This is a genomic window from Neobacillus cucumis, assembly GCF_016908975.1.
Taxonomy (GTDB): domain Bacteria; phylum Bacillota; class Bacilli; order Bacillales; family Cytobacillaceae; genus Neobacillus; species Neobacillus cucumis.
This window is the reverse complement of record NZ_JAFBEX010000003.1, coordinates 126,676-153,136: the sequence shown is the minus strand read 5'-3', so window position 1 is coordinate 153,136 and position 26,461 is coordinate 126,676. Positions and strand designations below refer to the sequence as shown.

General features: G+C 37.5%; 32 protein-coding genes. 30 read left to right on the top strand and 2 right to left on the bottom strand.

Annotated features, from left to right (window positions below; genetic code table 11):
• The first annotated feature begins 3 nt into the window (after window positions 1–3).
• From JOC76_RS04980 to JOC76_RS04950, 7 genes are all read left to right on the top strand, one after another.
• Window positions 4–378 (top strand): hypothetical protein, encoded by a 375-nt coding sequence (locus JOC76_RS04980; RefSeq protein WP_205176492.1) that lies wholly within the window; start codon window positions 4–6, stop codon window positions 376–378.
• Window positions 375–1,382 (top strand): hypothetical protein, encoded by a 1,008-nt coding sequence (locus JOC76_RS04975; RefSeq protein WP_205176491.1) that lies wholly within the window; start codon window positions 375–377, stop codon window positions 1,380–1,382. The genes JOC76_RS04980 and JOC76_RS04975 overlap by 4 nt, the downstream gene beginning before the upstream one ends.
• Window positions 1,383–1,407: 25 nt before the next feature.
• Window positions 1,408–2,112, top strand: a complete 705-nt coding sequence (ccmA, locus tag JOC76_RS04970; protein WP_205176490.1) for a heme ABC exporter ATP-binding protein CcmA — start codon at window positions 1,408–1,410, stop codon at window positions 2,110–2,112.
• Window positions 2,109–2,789, top strand: a complete 681-nt coding sequence (locus tag JOC76_RS04965) for a heme exporter protein CcmB (RefSeq protein ID WP_205176489.1) — start codon at window positions 2,109–2,111, stop codon at window positions 2,787–2,789. Before ccmA ends, JOC76_RS04965 begins: the two co-directional genes overlap by 4 nt.
• Window positions 2,790–2,792: 3 nt before the next feature.
• Window positions 2,793–3,554: a cytochrome c biogenesis protein gene (locus tag JOC76_RS04960; protein ID WP_205176488.1), complete on the top strand. Its 762-nt coding sequence runs from the start codon at window positions 2,793–2,795 to the stop codon at window positions 3,552–3,554.
• 12 nt (window positions 3,555–3,566) lie between these two features.
• On the top strand, window positions 3,567–3,698 hold the full coding sequence (locus JOC76_RS04955; RefSeq protein ID WP_205176487.1) for a CcmD family protein: 132 nt from the start codon (window positions 3,567–3,569) through the stop codon (window positions 3,696–3,698).
• Window positions 3,699–3,768: 70 nt separating this feature from the next.
• A complete protein-coding gene (locus tag JOC76_RS04950; protein ID WP_205176486.1) occupies window positions 3,769–4,278 on the top strand; it encodes a TlpA family protein disulfide reductase in 510 nt (169 codons plus the stop codon).
• 78 nt (window positions 4,279–4,356) lie between these two features.
• Here the strand turns inward: JOC76_RS04950 and JOC76_RS04945 are convergent, their stop codons facing one another.
• Window positions 4,357–5,028 (bottom strand): SIMPL domain-containing protein, encoded by a 672-nt coding sequence (locus JOC76_RS04945; protein WP_205176485.1) that lies wholly within the window; start codon window positions 5,026–5,028, stop codon window positions 4,357–4,359.
• A gap of 206 nt (window positions 5,029–5,234) precedes the next feature.
• Here JOC76_RS04945 and spoIIIAA point away from each other — a divergent pair, with 206 nt between their 5' ends.
• The 22 genes from spoIIIAA to spo0A all read left to right on the top strand — a co-directional run bounded on the left by spoIIIAA (window position 5,235) and on the right by spo0A (window position 25,479).
• A complete protein-coding gene (gene spoIIIAA / locus JOC76_RS04940) occupies window positions 5,235–6,158 on the top strand; it encodes a stage III sporulation protein AA (RefSeq protein ID WP_205176484.1) in 924 nt (307 codons plus the stop codon).
• A gap of 1 nt (window position 6,159) precedes the next feature.
• Complete coding sequence (spoIIIAB, locus tag JOC76_RS04935) at window positions 6,160–6,675, top strand: stage III sporulation protein SpoIIIAB (RefSeq protein ID WP_205176483.1); 516 nt, start codon at window positions 6,160–6,162, stop codon at window positions 6,673–6,675.
• An 11-nt stretch (window positions 6,676–6,686) separates the two neighbouring features.
• On the top strand, window positions 6,687–6,890 hold the full coding sequence (gene spoIIIAC, locus JOC76_RS04930; protein WP_205176482.1) for a stage III sporulation protein AC: 204 nt from the start codon (window positions 6,687–6,689) through the stop codon (window positions 6,888–6,890).
• A 16-nt stretch (window positions 6,891–6,906) separates the two neighbouring features.
• Window positions 6,907–7,296: a stage III sporulation protein AD gene (gene spoIIIAD, locus JOC76_RS04925; protein ID WP_205176692.1), complete on the top strand. Its 390-nt coding sequence runs from the start codon at window positions 6,907–6,909 to the stop codon at window positions 7,294–7,296.
• Window positions 7,297–7,474: 178 nt separating this feature from the next.
• The gene (gene spoIIIAE, locus JOC76_RS04920; protein WP_205176481.1) at window positions 7,475–8,674 is read left to right on the top strand and encodes a stage III sporulation protein AE; all 1,200 of its coding nucleotides are present in this window, start codon (window positions 7,475–7,477) and stop codon (window positions 8,672–8,674) included.
• An 11-nt stretch (window positions 8,675–8,685) separates the two neighbouring features.
• Window positions 8,686–9,315: a stage III sporulation protein AF gene (spoIIIAF, locus tag JOC76_RS04915; RefSeq protein WP_205176480.1), complete on the top strand. Its 630-nt coding sequence runs from the start codon at window positions 8,686–8,688 to the stop codon at window positions 9,313–9,315.
• The gene (gene spoIIIAG, locus JOC76_RS04910; RefSeq protein WP_205176479.1) at window positions 9,308–9,958 is read left to right on the top strand and encodes a stage III sporulation protein AG; all 651 of its coding nucleotides are present in this window, start codon (window positions 9,308–9,310) and stop codon (window positions 9,956–9,958) included. The genes spoIIIAF and spoIIIAG overlap by 8 nt, the downstream gene beginning before the upstream one ends.
• Window positions 9,959–9,972: 14 nt before the next feature.
• Window positions 9,973–10,530, top strand: a complete 558-nt coding sequence (locus JOC76_RS04905; RefSeq protein WP_205176478.1) for a SpoIIIAH-like family protein — start codon at window positions 9,973–9,975, stop codon at window positions 10,528–10,530.
• A gap of 258 nt (window positions 10,531–10,788) precedes the next feature.
• Complete coding sequence (gene accB, locus JOC76_RS04900; RefSeq protein ID WP_205176477.1) at window positions 10,789–11,307, top strand: acetyl-CoA carboxylase biotin carboxyl carrier protein; 519 nt, start codon at window positions 10,789–10,791, stop codon at window positions 11,305–11,307.
• Between the two features lie 14 nt (window positions 11,308–11,321).
• A complete protein-coding gene (gene accC / locus JOC76_RS04895; protein WP_205176476.1) occupies window positions 11,322–12,677 on the top strand; it encodes an acetyl-CoA carboxylase biotin carboxylase subunit in 1,356 nt (451 codons plus the stop codon).
• Window positions 12,678–12,695: 18 nt separating this feature from the next.
• Window positions 12,696–13,103, top strand: a complete 408-nt coding sequence (locus tag JOC76_RS04890; protein ID WP_205176475.1) for an Asp23/Gls24 family envelope stress response protein — start codon at window positions 12,696–12,698, stop codon at window positions 13,101–13,103.
• Between the two features lie 505 nt (window positions 13,104–13,608).
• Complete coding sequence (gene nusB / locus JOC76_RS04885) at window positions 13,609–14,001, top strand: transcription antitermination factor NusB (RefSeq protein WP_205176474.1); 393 nt, start codon at window positions 13,609–13,611, stop codon at window positions 13,999–14,001.
• A 35-nt stretch (window positions 14,002–14,036) separates the two neighbouring features.
• Window positions 14,037–14,894 carry a bifunctional methylenetetrahydrofolate dehydrogenase/methenyltetrahydrofolate cyclohydrolase FolD gene (gene folD, locus JOC76_RS04880; protein WP_205176473.1) on the top strand — a complete coding sequence of 286 codons (858 nt, stop codon included), beginning with the start codon at window positions 14,037–14,039 and terminating at the stop codon, window positions 14,892–14,894.
• 274 nt (window positions 14,895–15,168) lie between these two features.
• Entirely contained in the window at window positions 15,169–16,527 is a 1,359-nt protein-coding gene (gene xseA, locus JOC76_RS04875) for an exodeoxyribonuclease VII large subunit (protein WP_205176472.1), read from the top strand.
• Entirely contained in the window at window positions 16,517–16,750 is a 234-nt protein-coding gene (locus tag JOC76_RS04870) for an exodeoxyribonuclease VII small subunit (RefSeq protein ID WP_205176471.1), read from the top strand. The genes xseA and JOC76_RS04870 overlap by 11 nt, the downstream gene beginning before the upstream one ends.
• Window positions 16,751–16,752: 2 nt before the next feature.
• Window positions 16,753–17,646: a polyprenyl synthetase family protein gene (locus JOC76_RS04865; protein WP_205176470.1), complete on the top strand. Its 894-nt coding sequence runs from the start codon at window positions 16,753–16,755 to the stop codon at window positions 17,644–17,646.
• Between the two features lie 160 nt (window positions 17,647–17,806).
• Window positions 17,807–19,708 carry a 1-deoxy-D-xylulose-5-phosphate synthase gene (gene dxs, locus JOC76_RS04860; protein WP_205176469.1) on the top strand — a complete coding sequence of 634 codons (1,902 nt, stop codon included), beginning with the start codon at window positions 17,807–17,809 and terminating at the stop codon, window positions 19,706–19,708.
• 4 nt (window positions 19,709–19,712) lie between these two features.
• Entirely contained in the window at window positions 19,713–20,549 is an 837-nt protein-coding gene (locus JOC76_RS04855) for a TlyA family RNA methyltransferase (RefSeq protein WP_205176468.1), read from the top strand.
• 137 nt (window positions 20,550–20,686) lie between these two features.
• On the top strand, window positions 20,687–21,136 hold the full coding sequence (gene ahrC / locus JOC76_RS04850; RefSeq protein ID WP_205176467.1) for a transcriptional regulator AhrC/ArgR: 450 nt from the start codon (window positions 20,687–20,689) through the stop codon (window positions 21,134–21,136).
• Window positions 21,137–21,153: 17 nt separating this feature from the next.
• Window positions 21,154–22,842, top strand: coding sequence for a DNA repair protein RecN (recN, locus tag JOC76_RS04845; protein WP_205176466.1), 1,689 nt, complete (start codon window positions 21,154–21,156; stop codon window positions 22,840–22,842).
• Between the two features lie 122 nt (window positions 22,843–22,964).
• A complete protein-coding gene (gene spoIVB, locus JOC76_RS04840) occupies window positions 22,965–24,254 on the top strand; it encodes a SpoIVB peptidase (protein WP_205176465.1) in 1,290 nt (429 codons plus the stop codon).
• 433 nt (window positions 24,255–24,687) lie between these two features.
• Window positions 24,688–25,479 carry a sporulation transcription factor Spo0A gene (gene spo0A / locus JOC76_RS04835; protein ID WP_205176464.1) on the top strand — a complete coding sequence of 264 codons (792 nt, stop codon included), beginning with the start codon at window positions 24,688–24,690 and terminating at the stop codon, window positions 25,477–25,479.
• A 69-nt stretch (window positions 25,480–25,548) separates the two neighbouring features.
• Here spo0A and JOC76_RS04830 read toward each other — a convergent pair whose 3' ends face one another.
• Entirely contained in the window at window positions 25,549–25,686 is a 138-nt protein-coding gene (locus JOC76_RS04830; protein WP_205176463.1) for a YycC family protein, read from the bottom strand.
• Window positions 25,687–25,723: 37 nt separating this feature from the next.
• Between JOC76_RS04830 and JOC76_RS04825 the strand changes: the two genes are divergently transcribed.
• Complete coding sequence (locus JOC76_RS04825; RefSeq protein ID WP_205176462.1) at window positions 25,724–26,449, top strand: glycerophosphodiester phosphodiesterase; 726 nt, start codon at window positions 25,724–25,726, stop codon at window positions 26,447–26,449.
• The last annotated feature ends 12 nt before the right edge of the window (window positions 26,450–26,461 follow it).

Genomic DNA, 26,461 nt, shown 5'->3' with positions numbered 1-26,461 from the left:
AAAATGCATGATATTTCAATCATTTCTATGATTTTTACTGCAGCATTGGCGCTCATATGTTTGTATTTAATATTAGCACCAATTTTTAAATGGAATACAATTATTCAATTAAATTCAAAGGACCAAGATTTAGAAACTACCAAAGAGTCTCTTTTAACTACACTCAATGAGATTGAGTTTGAGTACAAAATGGATAAAATCTCACCTGCTGATTATAAAAACTTAAAAAGGCAGTATGAAGCAGAAGTTGCCAAGATTATGAAGGAAGAGGAAAAATTAGTAGATTCTAGTATTGATAAAGAGCTAATGGCAGAAGTAGAAAAGGAAATTGAAGCACAATTGAAAAGCTATGGAAAGCAAAAGGGGGAAGGAAAGTGATCAAGAAAATCACCCTACTCTTCCTTGGACTCTGGATGCTCATTCCATTTCATGGATTAGCCGCAACAGGTTCTAACATCTCAATTGACATGCATTACCTTGTAGTAAGTCCAGCAGAAGATGGTTCAACCAATTTGATGAATATGGTTAATTATTCTAATTCATCTTCTAAGGAATACAAAGGTGATGGTAAGAGTGAAGCTGTTTTAAAGGTTACATTGCCCGATCATGCTAGGGATCTTAACTTTTTAGATAGTAAAATTGCCTTTAAGCAAGTCGATAAGGGGTTTATCACAACCACTTCAGTCCCTGCGAATCAAACAACCGTACTCCCTTACAGTTATCGAATACCAAAAGGGAAAGAAATTAAATTAACGATGGATTACCCTGTTGGAATTATGCAGATTCTTGTACCTGAAGGAATGGGGAGCGTCGAAGTTACAGGGGCAGAAGCAACTAGCCAAGGGACATTTCAATTCGATGACCAAAACTATTATGGATACAGCATTGAAGGTTTAAAAGAAAACCAGACATTTACACTCATCTATAAAAAGGATGTTCAACCTCCTTCAGATAGAAGTAGCAGTAGTAGTAAGCAATCTTCAAGCACAACAGATAATGGAAATACAAGTAATGTCACTCACACGGCACCGGCATTTCACAACCCTGGACATATTAGAATGTGGGAAGAATCTCCATTGCATAGTTTGAACCCACATATTTTCTTAATTATTGTCGGGGTAATCATTATTGCAGGGATATCTTCTTTTATTTACTTTAAAAGAAAAGCTAGATTAGAAGAAGAAAGACTGAGTGCAGATAAAGAAGAAAAAGCATTCAAGCAATTAATCGCAAAGCAAAAAGCAATTATGGACAAGATTATTGAGTTAGAAGAAAGCTTTAATGCTGGAAAACTTCCAGAAGATGAATACCAGGCAAAACTTGCTGCCTATAAACAGCATTTAATTCAAGTTAAGTTGAGTTTACGAAGTTTTATTGAGTAAAAAGCTGGGATGGGAGGGGAAGCACATGATTGAAATAAAGAAGCTGACGAAGCAAGCTGATAATAAGCTGATCTTACGTAGCGTTGACCTCTCAATAAAAAAAGGGGAAACGGTGGCCATCCTAGGTCCAAATGGTGCTGGGAAGAGTACCCTTTTAAAGGTACTTGCAACCTTAATAAAACCTACATCTGGACAAGTAATTGTAAATGATTTGGAACTCCGGAAGAACCAGATGGCATTAAAAAAATTATTGGGATATTTACCTCATTCCAGTTTGCTTTATGATCATTATTCACCGTTAGAAAACCTCGTATTTTTTGGGAATATATATGGGGTTAAGGATGTTGAACAAAAAGCTAGGAAGCTTGTAAAAGATGTTGGTTTATCATTCTTTTTAAATGAGCCAGTAAAGAATTTTTCCCGAGGCATGATTCAAAGGATTGCCATTGCAAGGGCAATAATTCATGATCCGGAAATTCTTCTATTAGATGAACCTCACACCGGATTGGACCAAGGGGCCATTTCCATTTTAAATAATGTCATTTTATCTATGAAAGAAAAAGGGACCACTACATTAATGGTTACTCATGATTTTAAACAAGCAGCAGAAATCTGCGATCGGATTATCATTGTGAAAAATGGCAAGATTGCTGATGACTTTAACCTTGAAAAGGGAAATCTAGGTTTTGTTACTGAAAAATATGATTTTCAAGTGGAGGGCGTATCATGAACCTATTCCGAACCGCCCTCTTCTTAGCAAAAAAGGACTTATATTCAGAGTTAAAAACAAAACAAATACTAACCACACAAATTATTTTCGCAGGACTTGTAATTGTTGTTTTCAGTTTTGCTTTCGATCCGGCCAACAATACAACAAAGGCTGTTATTCCAGGGGTCATTTGGGTTATTATCGTGTTTGCAGGAATCCTAGGACTTAATCGATCGTTTATTTCTGAACATCGGAATGATACCTTGCAGGGCTTATTGGTAGCACCTATGGAAGCGGTTAGTATTTACCTTGGTAAGTTTCTAGCAAATTTCACGATGATGCTGGTAGTTGAACTCATTTCGATTCCGTTTTTGTTTTTATTATTTGATTTTAAATTTCTCGGCAGCTTTGCCTTTTTTATCTTAGTTGTGTTTTTAGGGAGTTTTGGATTCATCGCAATCGGAACGTTTTTAGCTGCCCTTGCATCCAATTCAAAAAGTAGTGAAATGCTGCTGCCACTTCTGCTTTTTCCCATCACAACGCCAATCCTCATTGGTGTTGTCCAGGCAACAAAGATTATCCTAACAAACATGGAAAAACTTTCAAGTGCCATAGCCTGGATCCAACTGGTTACGGCATACGATGTGATCTTCTTTGTTGTTTGTTGTTTATTAATAGATTATGTGCTGGAGGTTTAAGTGATGAGTATGAATCTCGAACGAGAGAAAACAGTCCTTCCTGGAGCTTATTCGGTTGAAAAGAAAAAAAGCAATTTAGCTTATTTATTGTTTGGCGGTACAGTCATTTCCATGTTAGTTAATATTTACTTTATTTTTATTTATGCTGCGGAAGAAAAAAACATGGGTGCGGCACAAAAAATCTTTTATTTCCATGTAAGTTCAGCTTGGCTAGCCTTTATGGCATTTTTCGTTACATTCGTATTTAGTATCTTATTTCTAATCAAACGAAAAAGAATTTTTGATACGTATGCCTATGTATCTGCTGAGATTGGTATTGTGTTTACGATTATTGTCTTAACAACAGGACCCATTTGGGCCAAATCTTCTTGGAATACCTGGTGGGTATGGGAACCACGGTTAATCACAACATTAATTTTATTTTTTATCTACATTGCCTACATTATGATCCGTCAAATGGATGGTGTTTGGGATAAAAAAGCAAGACTAGCAGCTGTATTCGGCATTATGGGCTTTGCTGATGTTCCCATCGTCTTTTTTGCCATTCGCTGGTGGCAAACAAAATTCCATCCAATTGTTTTTGGCAGTGGACCTTCCCAGCAAGGCGGAGGTATAGAGGGAACCATGCTGACTGCGTTATTTGTATCACTTGCAGCATTCACGATTCTTTATACCTATTTGCTTCACAAAGGTGTTAATTTTGAAAATATGAAAATTAAAGTTGAATGTTATAAAGAAAAATTAAGAGCAGACATGGAAAAATAGGAGGAATTGAAAATGGGATATGAATATATGTATGGTGCTTATTCTGTTGCATGGATGGTTATTTTTGCTTACATGTTAATTCTAGGCAAAAGGCACACAAAACTTAAAAAGGAAATTGAGTTTTTAAAGGAACTGGAAAAGTAAATTTATATAGGGACTATGAAACTATTTAAGAATATTTGTAAAAAACTCCCATGTATCAGGAGGAAGCACGATGAACCAGCGAGTCATTAAATTACTCGTATTTATACTATTAGTAGGTATGTTTGGCTTTTTTGGGTATAGTTTAGTGACAAAAGGAAAAACCACCGATGTAGGTGATAAAGCTTATAACTTTGAATTGCCAAAATATGAGGGAGGGACTGCGAAACTCTCAGAATATAAAGGCAAAGTGGTTATTATCAATTATTTCGCAAGCTGGTGCGCGCCTTGTAAAGAGGATTTCCCTGAGCTGACACAATTTCAAAAGGATTATGGTAACAAATATCCATTTCTAATGATAAATCGCGGCGAAACCATTGATAGAATTAAAGAATCGACCAAAAATAACCAAGAAGGAATGCACTATCTCTTTGACTACAATGCCAAAGTATCAAAAATATATAATGTTACTGGACAACCTGAAACTTTTGTTATTGATAAACAGGGAATCATCAGAGAGCATTTTAATGGACCTGTAACAGAAATGCAGTTATATAACTGGGCAAAAAAATATGATAAATAGTTAATTACAAAGGCTCTTATGCGAAAATAATCTTAACAAAAAGGACTGATTCTTTAGAATCAGTCCTTTTTGTTAAAATCAAATATTCGAATAAAAGTGAAACTCAGCTGCTATGACCGCACTTATCTTAACTTGCCCTGGTTCAATGGGAGTAGAACTAGTTCCTTTCATTAGAGCTTCAGCTTGAAAAGGGATTGGTTGTGCAATAGAGCCTGCTTCAACCACTGTACTAGGGGTTGGAATTAAAGTGACATTTAAGTTGGAGGCAATGGTTTTAGCTTTTTCGGTTGCATTGTTAAGTGCAAGATTAAGTGCTTGTAAGTAAAAAGAATCTTTGTCTTTAAGGCTAAATTGGATGTTAGAGACAAAATTCACCCCATTTTGTACAGCAGTGTCAACGACTTTCCCTATTAAAGACAAATCTTCTATTTTCACCTGTAGTAAATGATTAATTTTATAACCTCGAAAAAGTTGTTTTCCTTGATCATAATCGTACTCTGTTTCAATTCGATAATCGGATGTTTGAATTAAATTAGCAGGTATTCCTAGTTTCCGCAGTGCCTCAATTACTTTCGCCACATCTTTAGAATTTTGCTGTTGTGCGGCTAAAAGCTCCTTCATTTCTGTGATAATTCCTAAGTTTACCGATGCAGTATCAGGTTGTAAATGAATTGTTCCTTCTCCTGTCACTTTTATTAAATGACCCTTGGAATGCAATCCATTCCGATTAGGTACAGTGTAATGATTCATATTTTCTCCCTCCCGTTACATTCTTTTTTAAATTATGGATGCCCCAGGAAAATGTTCCTTACTAACTAACTAGTCTAGAAATCATTAATTATCTTTTTTCGGGTGCGTAAAAAAATAGACCTAATTAGCAAACATGCATGTCATATTGTGTCCAAGCAGGCATACATTTTAAATAATGAGAAAGGAAATATGAGGAGGAAGTAGACGTGGAATCAATTCTCAATTTTTTACCAAATAATCTTGCCAGCCTAATCAGCCAAATCCCTCCCAATCAAAAAGAAGAAGTGGAAGAGATTCGTATTCGTATTAATCGTCCGATTGAAATTACTCTAAAGGGATCGCCGAGGTTTCTATCCTATATTATTCAGCCAGAAGATGCTTTCCATTTGTTGAATAAAATTAGTCATTTTTCGATTTATACACTGGAGGAAGAACTTAAGCGAGGTTATATTACCATTTCCGGAGGACATCGTATCGGACTAGCAGGTAAGGTCATTCTTGAGGATGGAAAGGTCAAGGCAATAAGAGATATATCTTCCTTTAATATTAGGATTGCCCGAGAGAAGGTTGGCATTGCAGAACCGATCATTCCTTCGATCTATCAAAAGGACTGGATGCATACCATGATTATTGGACCGCCGCAAACAGGAAAAACAACTTTGTTAAGAGATATCGCGCGGATTATTTCAACAGGAAGTAGTTCAAGGGGCATTTACGCTAGAAAAGTCGGGATTGTGGATGAGCGGAGTGAAATTGCAGGATGCGTAAATGGGATTCCGCAATTAACCTTTGGCCATCGCCTCGATGTGTTAGACGCTTGTCCAAAGGCAGAGGGAATGATGATGATGATTCGATCGATGAGTCCGGATGTATTAATCGTTGATGAAATCGGACGTCGGGAAGATGGAGAAGCAATCCAAGAGGCAGTCAATGCTGGAATTAAGTTGATAATGACTACACATGGTTCGAATATAGAAGAAATAAGAAAGCGTCCCTCCTTAAAGGATATTATGGAGCAAATGATATTTGATCGGTTTGTCATTCTTAGTAGAGCGTCGGGACCTGGAACTATTACCCGTATCCTCGATGCCAATGGTAACGAAATGCTACAAAAAGTGAGAGTGACATAAAATGATTAAAATAATTGGTGCTATTTTTATTATTATTGCGACGACTTGGACGGGGTTTGAATTAGCCCGGAAATTTAGTGACCGGCCGAAGCAGTTAAGAGTATTACGATCAGCATTACAGTCGCTCGATGCTGAAATCATGTACAGCCATACACCATTACATGAAGCAGCCCGGAGATTAGCTTCCCAACTAACGAATCCACTTTCCAAGTTTTTTGATACCTTTGCAAATCGATTAACGAATACAGAAACTACTGTCAGAGCAGCCTGGGAGACTAGTTTACAAGAAATATGGAAATTAACCGCTTTAAAACAAGGTGAATTTGAAATTATGAAGCAATTTGGGGAAACATTGGGCCGTTATGATCGTAATTCCCAGCAAAAACAAATTTTGCTCACACTTTCCCATCTTGAAAGAGAAGAAGCCGATGCCATTGATCGGCAGGCAAAATATGAAAAAATGCTAAAAAGTTTAGGCTTCTTATCAGGATTGTTACTGATTATTTTATTATTTTAGGGGGAAAAGCAATGGGTTTAGATGTGGATATTATTTTTAAAATTGCTGGGGTAGGAATTGTTGTAGCATTTTTGCATACCGTCCTTGATCAGGTAGGAAAAAAAGAATATGCCCAATGGGTCACATTATTTGGTTTTATCTATATTTTGTTTCAGGTAGCTACAATTGTAGATGACCTTTTCCAAAAAATAAAATCTGTATTCTTGTTTCAATAGAAAGGGGGGCTCAGCCATTGAAATCTTAAAAATTGTCGGTGTAGCCCTTACCGCAACATTTCTTGCCTTAATTATTAAAGAGCAGAAACCAAATTTTGCTTTTCTCTTAGTTGTTTTTGTAGGCTGTGCCATTTTTCTCTTTTTAGTTGATAAAATTTTTGAAATCATTCATATGCTTGAAAAGCTGGCAGTAAATGCAAAAGTAAATATGGTTTATGTTGAGACCATCCTCAAAATTATTGGAATTGCCTATATAGCAGAATTTGCCACTCAAATTACCAAAGATGCCGGTCAAGGAGCCATTGCATCAAAGATAGAGTTAGCCGGAAAAATTTTAATTCTAGCCATGTCCATCCCAATTTTAACTGTATTAATCGAAACGATTATAAAGCTAATTCCTAGTTAATTATAGATTGGGGCTTTGTGTCCAGCGCCCAGCGACTAGTGTACTTCACGCTCCTCCTTACGATAAGTCAACATCGAATCGCTGTCGCTCTTCGTGTTTCCTTTATCTCATACGGAGCGCTCAAGCCCTGTCGTGCGCTAACCGGGCGCTTACGCTTTTCTATTAAAGAGGTGTAATGATGAAGCAAAGGTTGCCGTTTATTCCTATAATGATTCTCTTTTTCTTATTTTTTTCAATCCCGAATGTACAAGCTGCTGAAGAATCAAAAGACACCTCCACAACACTCTCGGCACAGAATTTAGTAGACCAACAATTAGAATCGTTGGATTTATCCGACCTTCAGCAATATTGGGAGGATATAACCACTAAATATGGCGGATTTCTTCCGGAAAGCCAAAAGGGAAGTCTTTACGACTTTGTTAAAGGGGATAAAAAATTTTCCTTTAATGAATGGGGGAAAGGAATACTAAAATTTGCTTTTCATGAGTTTGTAGCAAATGGTAAATTGTTGGGTTCCTTAATTTTGCTAACTATTTTCAGTATGTTTCTTCAATCAATGCAAAATGCCTTTGAGCAAAGCACGATCAGTAAAGTAGCCTATTCCATTGTTTATATGGTGTTGGTTATTTTAGCATTAAATAGTTTTCATATTGCCATCAGCTACACAAATGAAGCGATTGGGACAATGACCTCGTTTGTTCTGGCTCTTGTTCCTCTACTGCTTGCTTTAATTGCCGCTTCTGGAGGAGTTGTCTCTGCAGCCTTTTTTCATCCAGTTATTTTATTCTTAATGAATTCAAGCGGCTTAATTATGCAATATATTATTCTTCCCCTGCTCTTTTTAGCGGTTTTACTAAGTATTGTTAGTACCATCTCTGATCAATACAAAGTTACCCAGTTAGCAGCTTTGCTAAGAAATTGGAGCATTGGGTTAATGGGACTTTTCTTAACGGTATTTCTAGGGGTTATTTCAGTACAAGGAGCATCAGCGGCAGTTACGGATGGAATCGCGATTAGAACCGCAAAATTTGTTACCGGAAATTTTATACCTGTTATCGGACGAATGTTTACAGATGCAACCGATACGGTTGTAAGTGCTTCAGTACTGTTGAAAAATACGGTCGGTATTGCAGGTGTTGCCATTCTGTTAATTATCGTAGCGTTTCCGGCTCTGAAAATATTAATGATTTCTTTTATTTATAAATTTGCAGCTGCCATCCTTCAGCCATTAGGAGGAGGACCAGTTATAAAGTGCTTGGATATTATAAGTAAGAGTGTCATCTATGTATTTGCTGCCTTAGGGATTGTCTCACTCATGTTCTTTTTAAGTATTACGGTTATTGTTGCAGCAGGAAATTTAACCATGATGATGAGATAAGGGGGAGAAATATGGATTTTATCAAGGAATGGGTTACAAATATAATCCTTTTTATCTTGTTAGCAACCGTCATTGATATGCTTCTTCCAAACTCTAGTATGCAGAAGTATACGAAAATGGTTACAGGACTGCTTTTAATTGCGATCATTCTTACTCCAATTTTCAAGCTCATTTCCAATGATTTTGAAACAAATATTAGTTCAATCTCAATATTTCCAAGTTCTGGAGAAAAAAATATAAAAAGTTCAATAGAATTAAAGAAAAAAGAAATACAAGCTTCCCAGCATGCATATATTTTAGAAGAAATGGCTGTCCAGCTAAAAAAGGATGTTAAGGAGGAGTTGATGAATCAATACGGATTGGAGATCGAAAAAATTGACCTAGCAGTAAACGATGAAAGTGACAAAGCATTCCCTGAAAACCTCCAAAAGGTGACGGTTCTTCTAAAACAGCCAGAAAATAGCGTTCAGACAGTCGAAGCGATTAAACAAATCGAAATAAACACAGAAAAACCTCTTCCATCTCAAGGATCAACAAAAGAATCAGAGAAAATTGCTTCATTTCTGTCAAAGAAATGGAATGTATCAGCTAAAACAGTAAAAGTTTCGATTGAAGGGGGGATTAATAACAATAATGGATAAAAACCAAGGACCGTTATCATGGCTCAAAAAAATACTAAAACCTGAAGATAAGGATGGAAAAAAACCTGGTAAATACCAGTATATGTTGCTGGTTCTCTGTATTGGAGCTGCTTTTATGCTTGTAGGTAATATTGTTTTTAAAGGTAACTCATCCTCTCAGGCACAAACTGTTTCAACCAATGCGAAAGCTGCTTCAGAAGATGTTCCTACTTTTGGTTTGAAAAATAGTTCTGAGAATAAGACCATTGCTGATTATGAGGATAAATATGAAACTCAAATGAGGAAGGCTTTAGAGCAAATGCTCGGTGTTGGCGATGTAACCGTAGTGGTGACCATTGATTCCACCGATAAAAAAATACTTCAAAAAAATACAACAACAAAAACGCAAACAACTGATGAAACAGATCGAGAAGGCGGACAGCGAAAAGTAGTAGATTCATCAACAGACGAACAACTGGTTATTCTCCGAAATGGAGATAAAGAGGTTCCGATTGTCGTAGAAACCCAGAAACCCGATATTCGTGGTGTCTTAGTCGTTGCTAAGGGAGCAGATAATATAGAAGTGAAAAAATGGATTAAGGATGCCGTTACAAAAGCTTTAGGCGTACCAAGCTATCGAGTAGCAGTTATGCCTAAAAAATAAAGGGGGAAGTAAGAATGCTTTTGAAAAAACAAACAGTTTGGCTATTAACAATGTTAAGTTTAGTAGTGGTATTATCAGTCTATTACATTACATCACCAGAGCAAAAGAGTAATAATTTAACAGCAGTACAACAAAAGGCTAAGGATCAAAATTTAGGTAAAACAAGTACTCCAACGAAGGCAAAAGCGGGGGAAACAGTTGTTTCTAGTATTGCTGGAGATTCCGCTTTTGAAGAACTTCGTATGAATCTTGAAGACATACGGAGCAAAAAACAAGAAGAGTTAACAAACGAATTGGCTTCAACCGATCTTTCACCAGTTGAAAAAAGTAAAGTAAAGGATCAAATGGATAAACTAAATCAAATTGCCCAAAGTGAGGAATTGCTTGAGACTTTTATTAAAACAATGGGATATGAAGATGTTCTTGTAAGAGCAGATGGCTCAAAGGTTATAGTGACTGTAAAGGCCAAGAAAAAGCCATCAGCTTCAGATGCTAATAAAATTATGCTAGAAGTGAAAAAAGAAATTGGTGAAACAAATTATGTAGCGGTTGAATATCAGCCTGCAAAATAAATAAACAAGGAAAAAAAGGAAAGTTTGTAGCTTTCCTTTTTTCATGTTTAAGATTGATTAGAGTAGGTAAAAATCATCATTTATAAGGAGAATAGTTGTTATGATTTCTTTTTTTTATCAAAAAAGATTAATATAGAGACGGAAGTCATTTCTTAAATCGACTCTTCAGTTGAATTTAGGTTATTGAACTTTTACTAGCTATTATCGTATAGTATTAGTAGTTAGTACTAATTAAAGTTGTACAAGGAGTGTTACTCAATGTTAAAAGTACAAGAAATTCGAGAATTGATTAAATTGGTTGATCAATCTAGTATCGATGAATTTGTATATGAAATTGATGGTTCAAAAATTCAAATGAAGAAAAATAGTGCACCTGCTGTTATTTCACAGGCGGCTCCAATACAACAGGCAGTTGACTTAATACCTGCTGCAGTACAAACGGGATCTGTCGCACAGCCAGTACCTGCTGTTCAGGTCCAGGAAGCTGCGCAGGAATCAGCAAAAGCACTGGAAAATAATCAAGCGGCACAAGCAAACTTACACAAGATTACATCCCCAATGGTAGGGACTTTCTATGCTTCACCAACTCCTGATACAGATGTATATGTAAAAGCAGGAGACAAGGTATCGAAAGATTCCATCGTTTGTATTGTGGAAGCAATGAAATTATTTAATGAAATTGAGGCAGAAGTAAACGGAGAAATCGTTGAAGTACTGGTTAAAAATGGCCAATTAGTCGAATATGGCCAGCCGTTATTTCTAGTAAAACCGGAATAAGGAGCGATAACAGGATGATAAAGAAACTGTTAATTGCAAACAGAGGAGAAATTGCCGTCAGGATTATTCGTGCCTGTCGGGAAATGGGGATTGAATCGGTTGCCGTTTTCTCAGAGGCCGACCGTGAAGCCCTGCATGTTCAACTCGCAGATGAAGCCTATTGCATAGGACCAACATCATCAAAAGACAGTTATTTAAACGTTACAAATATAATTAGTGTTGCAAGATTGACCTCATGTGATGCCATTCACCCGGGATATGGGTTCCTTGCTGAAAATGCAGACTTTGCTGAGCTCTGTCGAGAATGTAATATCACCTTTGTTGGACCAAGCCCAGAAGCGATTACGAAGATGGGAACGAAGGATATTGCAAGGGAAACCATGCGTGAAGCAGGAGTACCAATTGTTCCAGGATCAACAGGAATTATTAATGATATTGATGAAGCACTTGAGCTTGTTAAACAAATCGATTACCCGGTCATCATTAAGGCAACTGCAGGCGGGGGCGGTAAAGGGATCCGTGTTGCCAAAAATGAGCAGGAATTAATAAAAGGAATCAATATCACTCAGCAGGAAGCGTTGACGGCTTTCGGGAATTCTGGTGTGTACATAGAAAAATATATTGAGGATTTCCGTCACGTTGAAATACAAGTACTAGGTGATAAACATGGAAATACGATTCACTTAGGTGAAAGAGATTGCTCAATCCAGCGCCGGCTTCAAAAGCTGCTGGAAGAATCGCCATCACCGGCTTTAGATGGTGAGATTCGTGAAGAAATGGGAAATGCAGCGGTAAAAGCGGCAAAAGCAGTTGATTATTCAGGTGCTGGCACAGTAGAATTTATATATGACTACCGCAATCGCAAGTTTTATTTTATGGAAATGAATACGAGAATTCAGGTTGAGCATCCTGTCACTGAAATGGTCACTGGAACTGACTTGATTAAAGAACAAATCCGAGTTGCAAACGGAGAAAAACTAACCCTTAAACAGCAAGATGTTACTTTTACAGGTTGGGCAATTGAGTGCCGGATTAATGCAGAAAACCCAGAGAAGAACTTTCTTCCTTCAGCAGGGAAAATTAAGATGTATTTACCACCAGGCGGGTTAGGAGTTCGTATTGATTCAGCGGCTTATCCAGGATATACCATTCCGCCATATTACGATTCCATGATTGCGAAGGTCATCGCCTATGGCAGCACCAGAGAAGAAGCAATCTCAAGAATGAAGCGTGCTCTAAGTGAGTTTGTTGTAGAAGGTATCCATACTACAATCCCATTCCATTTAAAATTATTAGAGCATGAGAAATTTGTGGAAGGCAATTTTAATACGAAATTTCTTGAATTGCATGATGTGATGAAGTCTGTCTAATATCTGGAGGTGTTTAAAATGAGCGAATTTAGTGTCTTGGAAATGGAACAAGGAAACAATGGACATGGTAAAATTGAAATTGCCCCTGAGGTAATTGAAGTGATTGCCGGTATCGCTGCATCCGAGGTGGAAGGTGTATCTGGCATGCGCGGAAACTTTGCCACAGGTGTGGTGGAACGCCTAGGGAAAAAGAATCATGGTAAGGGCGTTAAGGTCGAACTGACTGAGACCGGAATCAAAGTGGATGTATATTGTTTAATGAAATTCGGTACCTCCATACCAACGGTTGCAGGACAGGTTCAGGATAATATTCGTCAGGCCTTGTTGAACATGACTGCTTTAGACGCAGAGGAAGTCAACATACATGTTGTCGGAATTCAATTTGAAACGCAAAAGAATGAACAGGAAATTGAATCTGAATTATAATACTAAGAACCAAAGGTCTTAAATCCTTTGGTTCTTCTCTTTTTTTATGGCTGTGTTAAAGGTTATAGTTGATTTTGGAACGATGTTGATTGGAGCGGAAGGCGTTCGACTCCTCGAAAATGCTATCGCATTTTCTTCGTGCGTGGGAGGACTCGAGGAAGAGTTTTCAAAGTCCTGCGGGAGTACGGGGCAGGGGAGACCCCACAGGCGCTTTTAGCGCCGAAGGAGGCTCCCCGGCACGCTCGCGGAAAGCGAACGCCTGGAGCGGAAATCAACATCACATGTTTACCTCATCCTTTTTCATAAGCTAATTCAAGTAAAATATTTGTAAAAAAAATACTGGTTTAACACAGCATAATATAAAATAATTAGACATACCGTGCGATTCCATTTTAGTTATGCTATTATCTTTTTATGTGCAAGCTAGTTTTAATTGTTTTGTGGCAGTTCATTTACCAAAATCAAATAAAAATTTGTTAATATATCTAAAGGAGTTAACCGTATTATGAAGAGAAGAACAGCCAGGGAAAAAGCATTACAAGCTCTTTTTCAAATTGATGTTAGTAACACAGAACCAACATTAGCGATTGAACATGTGTTGGAAGGGGAACAGCATGACGACTACCTCAACAAATTGGTTTTAGGTGTCGTGGAACACAAAAGTGAAATTGATAATCTAATTACAGCCAACCTTGAAAATTGGTCTTTAGACCGATTAGCAACAGTAGATCGAAACCTTTTAAGATTGGCTGCCTTCGAATTAACATTCTCTCAGGAAATACCGGAAAATGTTATACTAGATGAAGCTATTGAGATAGCAAAAGTATTTGGAGATGACCAATCAAGCAAATTTATTAATGGTGTTCTTTCTAAAATTAAAGGAACATTACATAAGTAAGATGGGTTTTACTAACGAATAGGGGGAATTCAACAATGACAGCTCAAATTATTAACGGAAAAGAAATTGCCGAGAAGAAACGATTAGAAATTGCTAAAGAAGTTGAAAGACTTAAAGAACTAGGGGTTACTCCAGGCTTAGCGGTTATTCTTGTAGGTAATAATCATGCATCTAGGACCTATGTGAACAATAAGGAAAAGGCTTGTAAAGAACTAGGAATGAACTCGCTGTTAATTGAAATGCAGGAAGAAGTTTCTGAAGAGGAATTATTGGCTAAAATTAATGAATTAAACGAAAACCCTGAAATTCATGGGATTTTAGTACAATTGCCACTTCCAAAACATATTGAAGAAAAGAAAGTTATTGAATCAATATCTCCATCAAAAGATGTAGATGGATTCCATCCGATTAATATTGGGAGAATGATGACAGGTCAGGATGCCTTCTTACCTTGTACACCGTATGGAATTATGGTATTACTTGAAGAAACAGGCATCTCTGTTGCTGGAAAACATGTTGTGGTAGTGGGAAGAAGCAATATTGTTGGTAAACCAGTTGGTCAATTATTTTTAAATCAAGATGCGACAGTTACTTACTGTCATTCGAAAACAAAAGATTTACGATTCCATACAAATCAAGCAGATATCCTAATAGCTGCCGTTGGAATTCCAAACTTTATCAAGGAAGAGCATGTAAAAGACGGAGCTGTAATTATTGATGTCGGCATTAATCGTAATGAAAATGGTAAACTTTGCGGTGATGTTGCTTTTGATGAGGTAGTGGAAAAAGCAGGATTTATTACCCCTGTTCCAAAAGGAGTAGGTCCAATGACGATTACGATGCTCATGTATAATACTGCAAAATCTGCTGCTTGGAGTCTGGATCGAAATTAAGTTAAAAGATTGTCCTTATCTTCTTACATTGAGTTCTTATTGTTGTTACAGACAAAAAATAGAGCTAAATGTATAATGGATAAGGACAGTTTTATTATTATAAAAGCGTAAGCGCCTTGGTCAGCCCCGACAAGCACAAGACAAGCCGTCTGAAAGGTTGCCTTTTAACCTTTTGGACGGATTGGCTTGTGACCTCGAGGGGCTAGGCGCTGGAGCTGGCCAATTCTCAAAGTCGAAATTTATACTTTCGCATCTTTAACAAAAGGAGCTCTTCATGCAGGAACAACGATATCTAACAGTGAATGCATTAACCAAATATATAAAACGAAAATTTGATGCTGATCCTCATTTACGTGAGGTTCATGTGAGAGGCGAAATTTCAAATTTTAAACAGCATTCAAGCGGACACATGTATTTTACTTTAAAGGATGACAAAGCTCGGATTCTTGCAGTCATGTTTTCAAGCCAGTCACGTTTAATGAAGTTTGCACCGGAAAACGGGATGAAGGTGATTGTAAAAGGTGAGGTAAGTGTTTATGAACCGAGCGGACAATACCAAATTTACATAAGAGAAATGCAGCCTGATGGAATCGGAGAATTGTTTTTAGCATATGAACAGCTGAAAAAAAGGTTAGAATCGGAAGGTCTTTTTGCTCCGGAGACCAAAAAGACCATCCCTCTTTATCCAGGAACAGTAGGTGTGATTACTTCGCCAACCGGTGCGGCGATTAGAGATATCATTACCACTATTAAAAGGCGATATCCGATTGCGAATATTCTTGTTTTTCCAGCGCTTGTACAAGGTGAGAACGCTGCCTCGTCCATTGCTAAGGCGATTGAAAAGGCCAATAATCTGAAGGAAATAGATGTCCTTATTGTTGGGAGGGGAGGAGGATCGATTGAGGAGCTATGGGCGTTTAATGAAGAATTGACAGCCCGTGCCATTTTCTCCTCCAGAATTCCGATTATTTCAGCAGTCGGTCATGAAACCGACTTTACCATTGCTGATTTTGTCGCCGATCTAAGAGCGCCTACTCCAACCGGTGCAGCGGAATTAGCTGTTCCCCATATTGAGGAGCTGCTAGACCGAATTTTACAGCGGCAAACTCGTCTGATTGGTGTTATGAGTGGTAAGTTTAAGTTTGAAAAGGAACGGTTAAACCGTGTTCAGAAGTCTTATGCATTTCGATATCCTAGGAGGCTTTATGAGCAAAAGCTGGAACAGGTTGATCGGTTAACTGAAATGCTCGTCCGAGGTGCCTCGAGATTATCGTCAATCAAAAAAGACCAGCATGAAATATTATCAAAACGATTGCAGCGAAATCATCCAAATGAAGGGCTACAAGAGGCAAAAAAACAATTTTATAGACTAGAAAAAGATTTAAACCGAACCGTAAACCAAATTTATGTGAGAAAACAGACTGATTTTGATCGAATTCTCTCTACATTACAAGCATTAAGTCCACTTAAAATAATGGAGCGGGGATATAGTTTGGCATACACAGAGGATAATCAGCTCGTTAAAAGTGTAAAGCAGGTAAAAGAAAATGAACGGGTCCAAATTCAATTAACAGATGGAAGCCTTTTCTGTCATGTGGAAACAATAAAGGAGATAGACGCTAGTGACAAATGAAAAAACTTTAACCTTTGAAGAGGCCATGGCGAAGCTTGAGCAAATTGTCGAAAAGCTTGAAGAAGGAGATGTGCCATTAGAAGAAGCGATTACTTTTTACAAAGAAGGTATGGAACTTTCAAAATTATGTCATGATAAATTAAAAACTGTGGAAGAACAGCTAACGCAAATTATTACGGAGGATGGACGTACGGAGCGTTTTTCTATTGCGGAGGAGGAGTAGGCTTGGAAACCGGGATACTAGAGACATTTAGTAAACAATATCAACAACAGCTTATTCGGGAACTTCGAGCACTTGTAGAAAAATTGGATGCTCCTTCCGTAATTAAGGATTCCATGATTTATTCTCTTGAAGCAGGGGGCAAAAGAATTCGTCCTTTATTGTTATTTGCAACATTAGATGCATTTGGAATCGACCCTAATAAGGGACTTCCTGCGGCCTGTGCAATTGAAATGATTCATACCTATTCCCTCATACATGATGACCTGCCAAGTATGGATAACGATGATTTACGTAGAGGTAAACCAACTAATCACAAAGTATTCGGAGAAGCAATCGCCATACTTGCAGGAGATGCTTTATTAACCTATAGTTTTGAAGTAATCAATTTGCTTTCTGATCATTTTGTATCTCCCTCAGCAAAAATTAATTTAGTGATCGAAATGGCAAAAGCAGCTGGTGCGGAGGGAATGGTAGGCGGACAGGTAGCTGACATGGAAGGGGAAAACAAAGTTTTGTCCTTGGATGAATTAGAGTATATACATATTCACAAAACGGGTAAGCTTCTTAAATTCAGTGTAGTAGCAGGAGCCATTATGGCTGAAGCTAATCCACGAATATTACAAGATTTATCAGCCTTTGCTCATCATCTGGGTCTAGCTTTCCAAATTCAGGATGATATACTAGACTTAGTTGGCAATCAACAAAAAATTGGAAAGCCAGTTGGAAGTGATACCGTTAACCAAAAAAGTACCTATCCCCAACTATTGTCCCTAGAGGGAGCCAGGGCAGCCCTTCAGAATCAAATTAAGCTGTCAAAAGAATACTTAAAAAAGACGGACTTAAATACTGCTCTTCTTTATGAGATAACGGATTTAGTTGCTTCAAGGGATCACTAGGTGTTTTTAGGCTAGTATAGTAGCTTCTATTGTTCTTATTTACAAGAAATGCTGTTTAATGCCGTTATCACTTAGTGTTAGCGGCTATTTTTTCAGTTATAGATACAAATACTAGAAATATAAAAATGAACGAAAAAGTATGAAAGTGAGTGGTCCAGAAATGGATTTATTATCAATCAAGGACCCATCCTTCTTAAAAGGGATGTCGAATCGTGAGCTTGAGGCTCTAAGTAAGGAGATTCGCGAATTTTTAATTGAAAAATTATCTGTGACCGGTGGACACATCGGACCGAATTTGGGAGTTGTCGAATTAACGATTGCTTTACATAAATGTTTTGATAGTCCAAAGGATAAAATTCTTTGGGATGTTGGTCATCAATCTTATGTTCATAAGATTTTAACCGGAAGGGCCTGTGAGTTTGATACATTAAGAAAATTTAAAGGATTATGTGGCTTTCCTAAACGAATAGAAAGTGAGCATGATGTTTGGGAAACTGGGCATAGTTCAACTTCGCTTTCTGCAGCTATGGGGATGGCTATAGCGAGAGACTTAAAAAAGGAGAAATCTTTTGTAGTTCCAGTCATTGGGGATGGTGCCTTAACAGGCGGTATGGCATTAGAGGCCTTAAATCATATTGGTCATGAAAAAAAGGATATGATTGTTGTCCTTAATGATAACGAAATGTCGATTGCGCCAAATGTCGGCGCCCTTCATAATATATTGGGCCAATTGCGGACAGCCGGAAAATACCAATGGGTAAAAGATGAACTCGAAGTGCTTTTAAAGAAAGTCCCTGCTGTAGGTGGAAAGCTGGCGGCTACCGCAGAAAGAATAAAGGATAGTTTGAAATATTTGGTCGTATCTGGGATGTTCTTTGAAGAGCTAGGTTTTACTTATTTAGGACCTATTGATGGCCATAATTTTGATAATTTGTTTGAAAGCCTTCAATATGCTAAAAAAACTGAAGGACCTGTACTTCTTCATGTGATCACAAAAAAAGGTAAAGGATTTAGACCGGCTGAAAGTGATAAGATTGGGACATGGCATGGCACGGGTCCCTATAAAATGGATACAGGGGATTTTGTTAAACCTACTAAAAAACAACCGCCTGCATGGAGCAGTGTTGTAAGTGAAACGGTTCGTAAACTGGCAAGAACTGATGAAAGAATTGTTGCCATTACTCCGGCTATGCCAGTTGGTTCGAAGTTAGAAGGGTTTGCCAGCGAGTTCCCTGACCGAATGTTTGATGTCGGCATTGCTGAGCAGCACGCAGCAACGGTTGCGGCAGGACTCGCAACTCAAAACATGAAGCCATTCTTAGCAATCTACTCAACCTTTTTACAACGGGCCTATGATCAAGTTCTCCACGATATTTGCCGACAAAATTTAAATGTTTTTATCGGTATTGATCGGGCTGGATTAGTAGGTGCTGATGGTGAAACCCATCAGGGAGTATTTGATATTGCTTTTTTAAGGCATATGCCCAATATGGTTTTAATGATGCCCAAGGATGAAAATGAAGGTCAAAACATGGTTTATACAGCACTTAATTATAATGATGGCCCAATAGCTATGAGATTCCCACGCGGAAATGGGATTGGGGTAGACATGGATGAGGAATTCCACAACATTCCTATAGGCAGTTGGGAGACATTAAAAGAAGGTAAGGATGCAGCCATCTTAACTTTTGGTACTACCATTCCGATGGCAATGGAGGCAGCCCAAATTCTTGAAAAGCAGGGCCTATCAATACGTGTTATCAATTCAAGGTTTATCAAGCCAATTGATAGTACGATGCTTACCGAGCTCTTAGATCAAAATATCCCAATCTTAACCATTGAAGAGGCAGTCTTACAAGGTGGGTTTGGAAGTGCCATTTTGGAATATGCCGGCTCCCATGGATATCATCAAGCACTCATTGATAGAATGGGAATACCCGACCAATTTATTGAGCATGGTGATGTTGATTCTTTACTTAAAGAGATTGGGCTAACAACCGAAGAAGTAGTTAAGAGAGCATCGTTATTAGCGCAGATAAGAAAAAAACAACAAAGGGCATAAAACAATGAAAAATAAGGAACGGTTAGATGTTTTATTAGTTGATCGAGGACTAATTGAGACCCGAGAAAAAGCTAAGAGAGCCATAATGGCAGGCTTAGTTTATACAAATGAAGAACGTTTAGATAAACCTGGTGAAAAAGTGAAGGTCGATATTCCCTTAACAGTAAAGGGAAATGTCCTTCCTTACGTTAGCCGAGGAGGCTTGAAGCTGGAAAAAGCATTAAAAGTATTTGATGTAAATGTCCAAGGAAAAGTACTATTAGATATTGGTGCTTCAACAGGAGGATTTACAGATTGTGCCCTGCAAAATGGAGCTAAGATGTCATATGCGCTGGATGTTGGATACAATCAGCTGGCTTGGAAGCTCCGTCAGGATGAAAGGGTAGTGGTAATGGAAAGGACCAATTTCCGCTATGTTACACCAGCAGATTTAAGCAGGGAAATGCCTAACTTTGCCACTATCGATGTATCTTTTATTTCATTAACTTTAATTTTACCTGTGTTAAAAACCCTTCTAATTCCAGGCAGTGATATTATTGCGCTAGTAAAGCCGCAATTTGAGGCGGGTCGTGAACAAGTTGGTAAAAAAGGAATTGTACGGGATGGTAAAGTACATCTACAGGTAATTGAAAAAATTATTAACTTCGCGGTTAAGGAAGGTTATGCAATAAAAAACTTATCCTATTCTCCTATTACAGGAGGAGACGGGAATATTGAATTTTTGCTTCACCTTAAATGGGAAGGTGAACAGGAAGCAGGAATTAATCAACTGCAGAAACAGCCTGTTGAGATTGTCGAGGAATCTCATAAGGAATTCCATACAAAGCAAGTAGAAGGGTAGGCGCTAAGCCTATCCTTTTGCATATGATTGTATTTTTATAAAAAAAAATGTACATTCCCAAAGAAATGGGCTAACATATGGGTAGATAAACATTATAGTAAAAATACTTTGATGTTTTTTTATTACGGGGTGAAACAATGAATAAAGGTCAACGACATATTAAAATTAGAGAAATTATTGCCAGCAATGATATTGAAACACAAGATGAATTAGTAGATGAATTGAAGGCGGCAGGCTATAACGTAACACAGGCAACCGTCTCTAGAGATATAAAAGAGCTGCATTTAGTCAAGGTGCCATTAACAGATGGAAGATATAAATACAGTTTACCGGCAGATCAGCGCTTTAATCCATTACAAAAATTAAAAAGGGCGCTTATCGATGCTTTTATCAGGATTGATTCCGCTGGTCATATGCTTGTCATGAAGTGCTTACCAGGAAATGCGATGGCAATCGGTGCACTAATTGACAATTTGGATTGGGATGAAATATTAGGAACAATCTGTGGTGATGATACCATGTTAATCATTTGCCGAACACCAGAAGACACAGAGGTCATCACCAATCGGTTCCTAGATATGCTTTAAATTGGGGGAGAGGTTCCTTGTTAGCTGAATTATCAATTAAAAACATTGCCATTATTGAGGATTTATCCATTTCATTTGAAAAAGGATTAACGGTTCTTACTGGGGAAACAGGAGCCGGTAAATCAATTATCATTGATGCTATTCATTTACTAGTGGGAGGCAGAGGGTCAGCTGAATTTGTCCGCCACGGAGAAGAAAAAGCCGTCATTCAAGGTTTATTTCAATTAGATGACCCCAATCATCCCGTGTATGTGAGAGCATATGATTTTGGCATTGATATTGAGGAAGGTATGGTAATATTACGCCGTGATATTTCCCGCTCTGGGAAAAGTGTGTGCCGGATTAACGGGAAATTGGTGACGATTGCAACACTCAGGGAAATAGGGTCAACACTGGTCGATATTCATGGGCAGCATGAACATCAAGAACTTATGGATGAAACTAGACATCTTCCATTGCTTGATCAGTTCGGAGCAGAAGAAATTAATCCATCATTGGAAGAATATTCTCAGGTCTTTCGCCGCTATGAGCAGACATTACATAAGCTTAAATTATTAAGCGAAAATGATCAGCAAACTGCACATCGATTAGACTTAATCCAATTTCAATTAGACGAAATACAAAACGCAAATTTAAAGCCTAACGAAGACGAAGAATTGGCAGAAGAAAAAAGAAGACTAGGGAATTTTGAAAAAGTATTCGAAGCCATTCAAACAGGCTACAATGCTTTAAAAGGTGAACAAAAGGGGCTTGATTGGATTGGGATGGTCATGGGCTCCCTTGAAGATGCAGCAGCACTTGATTCAAACTTTAAAGAGTTATCTGATTCGGTTTCAAATAGTTTTTATCTTTTAGAGGATGTAGCACATGCATTACGAAACGAATTAGACGTACTTGAATATGACCCGCAGCGGTTGAATGATATTGAAGATCGTTTAAATGAGATAAATCAACTGAAACGAAAATATGGTAAAACAATCATAGAAATATTAGAATATGCAGCCAAGATAGAAGAAGAAATTGAAACGCTGCAAAATAAAGAAACACATATTGGAGAACTTGAGAAGGAATTATCATCCATTAAAAAAGATCTGATACTCGAAGCAAAGCAATTAACAGAAATTCGTCACAAATGGGCAGAAAAATTAACAAAATTAATCCATAAAGAATTAAAAGAACTTTATATGGAGAAAACTATTTTTGAAATTCGCTTTGAGTCAGAACCCCATCATTTTGCAAAAAATGGTGTCGATCATGTTGAGTTTTATATTTCAACCAATCCCGGTGAACCATTAAAACCGTTATCAAAGGTGGCTTCAGGAGGAGAACTGTCACGAATTATGCTGGCCTTAAAAAGTATCTTCTCCAAACATCAAGGGGTCACATCAATTATATTTGATGAGGTGGATACAGGGGTCAGTGGCAGAGTGGCTCAATCTATTGCTGAAAAAATTTATAAAGTGGCAATCGGTTCTCAAGTTTTGTGTATTTCCCATTTACCGCAAGTAGCAGCAATGGCCGATACCCACTTATTTATCGCTAAATTGATAAAAGGCGGACGAACTAAAACCTCTGTTACTTCATTAAAGACTGGGGAAAAAATAAAAGAAATTGGACGAATGATTTCAGGTACGGAAATTACCGATTTAACCAAGAAACATGCGGAAGAATTATTACAAATAGCTGGTAAAATTAAGCTTAAATGAAAAGCTATCCAAATTGGGTAGCTTTTTTATGTTGAACCAAGTTATAAATGATTGTCAAGGAGGCAAAATTAAAGATGTAGCCATTTATAAGTGAGTGAAAAGAAGCGAGGAGAGTGAATGATTTGAAGTTAGAAATAATTAGAAAAATTATTGGTGGAATTCTCCTTGTTTCATTAATTAGCCTTATTTTTTTTCAGCCTTTACAGCAATACCTTGCCATTCCCAAGTCAATAACCGTATTTGAAGGACAAGATTACACATTTCAGAAGGCTGCCCCGGTAACAGCCATCTTGGCTTCTCACAATTCAAAGGTTTCACTTAATCAGGAAAAAAATTCGGTATCAGTTAATGCGAATGAACATGGAAAAAACGTCATGCTTCTAGAGTATGCAGGGATCCCGATTAAAAAGGTCGATGTACAGGTCTTAAAAGATTTCCGTGTGATACCCGGAGGTCAATCAATTGGTGTAAAATTGAATACTGTTGGTGTATTGGTGGTTGGTCACCACCTAATCAATACGGAAAACGGAAAAAAATCTCCAGGTGAAATTGCAGGAATTAAAGTTGGAGATATCATTACAGAAATTAATGGCAATAAGATTGAAAAAATGACAGATGTTGCTCCATTTGTCCAATCTGCCGGTCAAGATGGAAAACCCCTTAATTTGGTCATAAGTCGTGAAAGTGGAAAATTCACCACTAAACTAACACCTTTAAAAGATAAAGGTGAGAATACCTATAAGCTTGGCTTGTATATCAGAGATTCTGCAGCAGGAATTGGTACGATGACCTTTGTCCACCCGCAATCTAAGAAATATGGTGCCCTTGGGCACGTTATCTCAGACATGGATACCAAAAAGCCAATTGTGGTTGAAGATGGTCAAATTGTTCGATCCACGGTTACATCAATCGAAAAAGGAAGCAATGGTGATCCAGGTGAAAAATTAGCACGCTTTTCATCTGATCATGAAATTGTCGGAAATATTCAAAAGAATAGCCCGTTTGGAATATTTGGCGAATTGAACAGAAATTTAAAAAATGGAATAATGGATAAAGCACTTCCAATCGCTTTATCAGATCAGGTTAAAGAAGGACCTGCAAAGATTTTAACAGTGGTTAATGATGACAAAGTAGAAGAGTTTGATATCGAAATTGTTAGTACAATCCCGCAAAAATTTCCGGCAACAAAAGGCATGGTGATAAAAGTAACCGATCCTAAGCTGCTTGAAAAAACAGGAGGCATTGTACAGGGGATGAGTGGAAGCCCGATTATTCAAAATGGAAAGCTAGTTGGTGCTGTAACACATGTCTTTGTCAATGATCCTACATCCGGCTATGGAGTTCATATTGAATGGATGCTTAATGAAGCTGGAATTAATATATACGAAACACCGAAGGACAAAGCTAGTTAAAATAGAAAAGCGGAAGCACCCGTTTAGCGGCGTATGGACTGGAGCCCTTCAACTGAGATAAAGGAAACACGGAGAGCGAAGCTTTTCCGTGTTGACTTATCGTAGGGCGAAGGGCGAAGTCGTCTCGCCGCTGGGTGCTGGAGCTAGCCAATTAACGCAAAATAGGTAAAAAAACCTATTTTGCTTCTTTTTTTAATAAAGATTATTCGACAAAAATCAGTTAGATTATGGAAAAAATGCGATTTGAGTCGAAAAAAGAAGTATAACAAAGAAAAGATAAGATTTTATCACTATTTTAACAAATATTAAAAAAATGAAAGGAATTTTAGTTGCATTGTCGAATTTCTAATTTACAATATAATTAAGACAAAACATATGATGAAAATGTTCAGTTAAAAATAGAGGCGGATTTGAAATAAGGGAGGAACTGGAATTGAAGAAAATAAAAGTGTGCGTTGTTGATGATAATAGAGAGTTAGTTGGACTATTAGAGGACTATATTTCTTCCCAGGATGATATGGAAGTTGTAGGAATTGCCCATAACGGTCAAGAATGTTTAGATATGCTGGCTTCGTCAGAGCCTGATGTTCTTGTATTAGATATTATTATGCCGCATCTTGACGGTTTGGCTGTCCTTGAGCGCTTACGTGATGTCAAAAAAGGAACTATTCCAAATGTCATTATGCTAACAGCATTTGGACAGGAGGATGTAACAAAAAAGGCAGTTGAACTTGGTGCCTCCTATTTTATTTTGAAACCTTTTGATATGGAAAATCTCGGTAATCATATTCGACAAGTCAGCGGAAATACGAATTCATTTGCACGCAAGGCACCTGCTGTAAGTTACCGTTCTCAATCAGAACCAAAACCCAAAAATCTCGATGCTAGTATCACTAGCATCATCCATGAAATTGGTGTTCCAGCACATATCAAAGGATATTTGTATTTACGTGAAGCCATATCAATGGTTTACAATGATATCGAACTTTTAGGTTCTATCACAAAAGTGTTATATCCAGATATTGCTAAAAAGTATAATACAACAGCAAGCCGTGTTGAGCGAGCTATCCGCCATGCCATTGAAGTGGCATGGAGCCGCGGTAATATTGATTCCATTTCTTCCTTGTTCGGTTATACTGTTAGCATGTCAAAAGCAAAACCTACAAATAGTGAGTTTATTGCGATGGTAGCTGATAAATTACGCCTTGAACATAAGGCTTCTTAAAAACCAATCGGTAATATTTATAAAGGCCTTCATTTATTGATGAAGGCCTTAAAAGTTTTTAGGAATTTTTTATTCTTTTTTCTTTTCTGCTTCCATTAGTTTTTTTAAAAGAATATGTTGAGGTAAGTGCATAAGCTGTTCTAACGGTATGTTTAATTGCTCAGATAGTTTTAAGGCAGTTTCTGGTGATAATTGTAATGGTTTCATAAGATGCCTCCATTTTTTTATTTAGGAAGTGAAAAAAATGACACAAATTTTTGCACATCGTGGCTACTCCGCCTCTTATGCTGAAAATACGATGGGCGCCTTTATTGAAGCGGAAAAAGCAGGCGCTGATGGCTTAGAGTTAGATGTACAATTGACTAAGGATGGTGAAGTGGTCGTCATCCATGATGAGAAGGTGGATCGAACAACCACTGGAAGCGGATTTGTGAAAGATTTCTTATTTAAAGAAATTAGAAAACTAAATGCGAATAAAAAAGGGTTAAAAAAGGAACAAATCCCTTCCTTAGTAGAGGTATTAGAATGGCTCCAAACAAACGAGTTAATCTGTAATATTGAATTGAAAAATGGGCTTATTCCCTATGAAGGGATGGAAGAGAAAGTTATTCAGCTTGTCCGAAAATACAGCCTCTCCGAGCGAATCATTATTTCTTCCTTTAATCATTATAGTATCGTTTACAGTTTTCGGATTGCGCCAGAAATAGAAACAGCACCCCTATTTATTGAAGGAATTTATATGCCTTGGATTTATGCCCAATCGATTCGGGCAAAAGGAATTCATCCTAAACACTCGGCAATGTCTGATAATATTCTTTTCCATACCATGGAGAATGGAATTGCGGTACGTCCTTATACAGTAAACAAAGAAGAGGATATGCATCGGTTTTTTAACCTTAATTGTCAAGCTTTTATAACAGATGATCCAGTAAAAGCCCTTAGAATCAGAAAACAATATGAAAAAAAATAGAACAACTTTAAT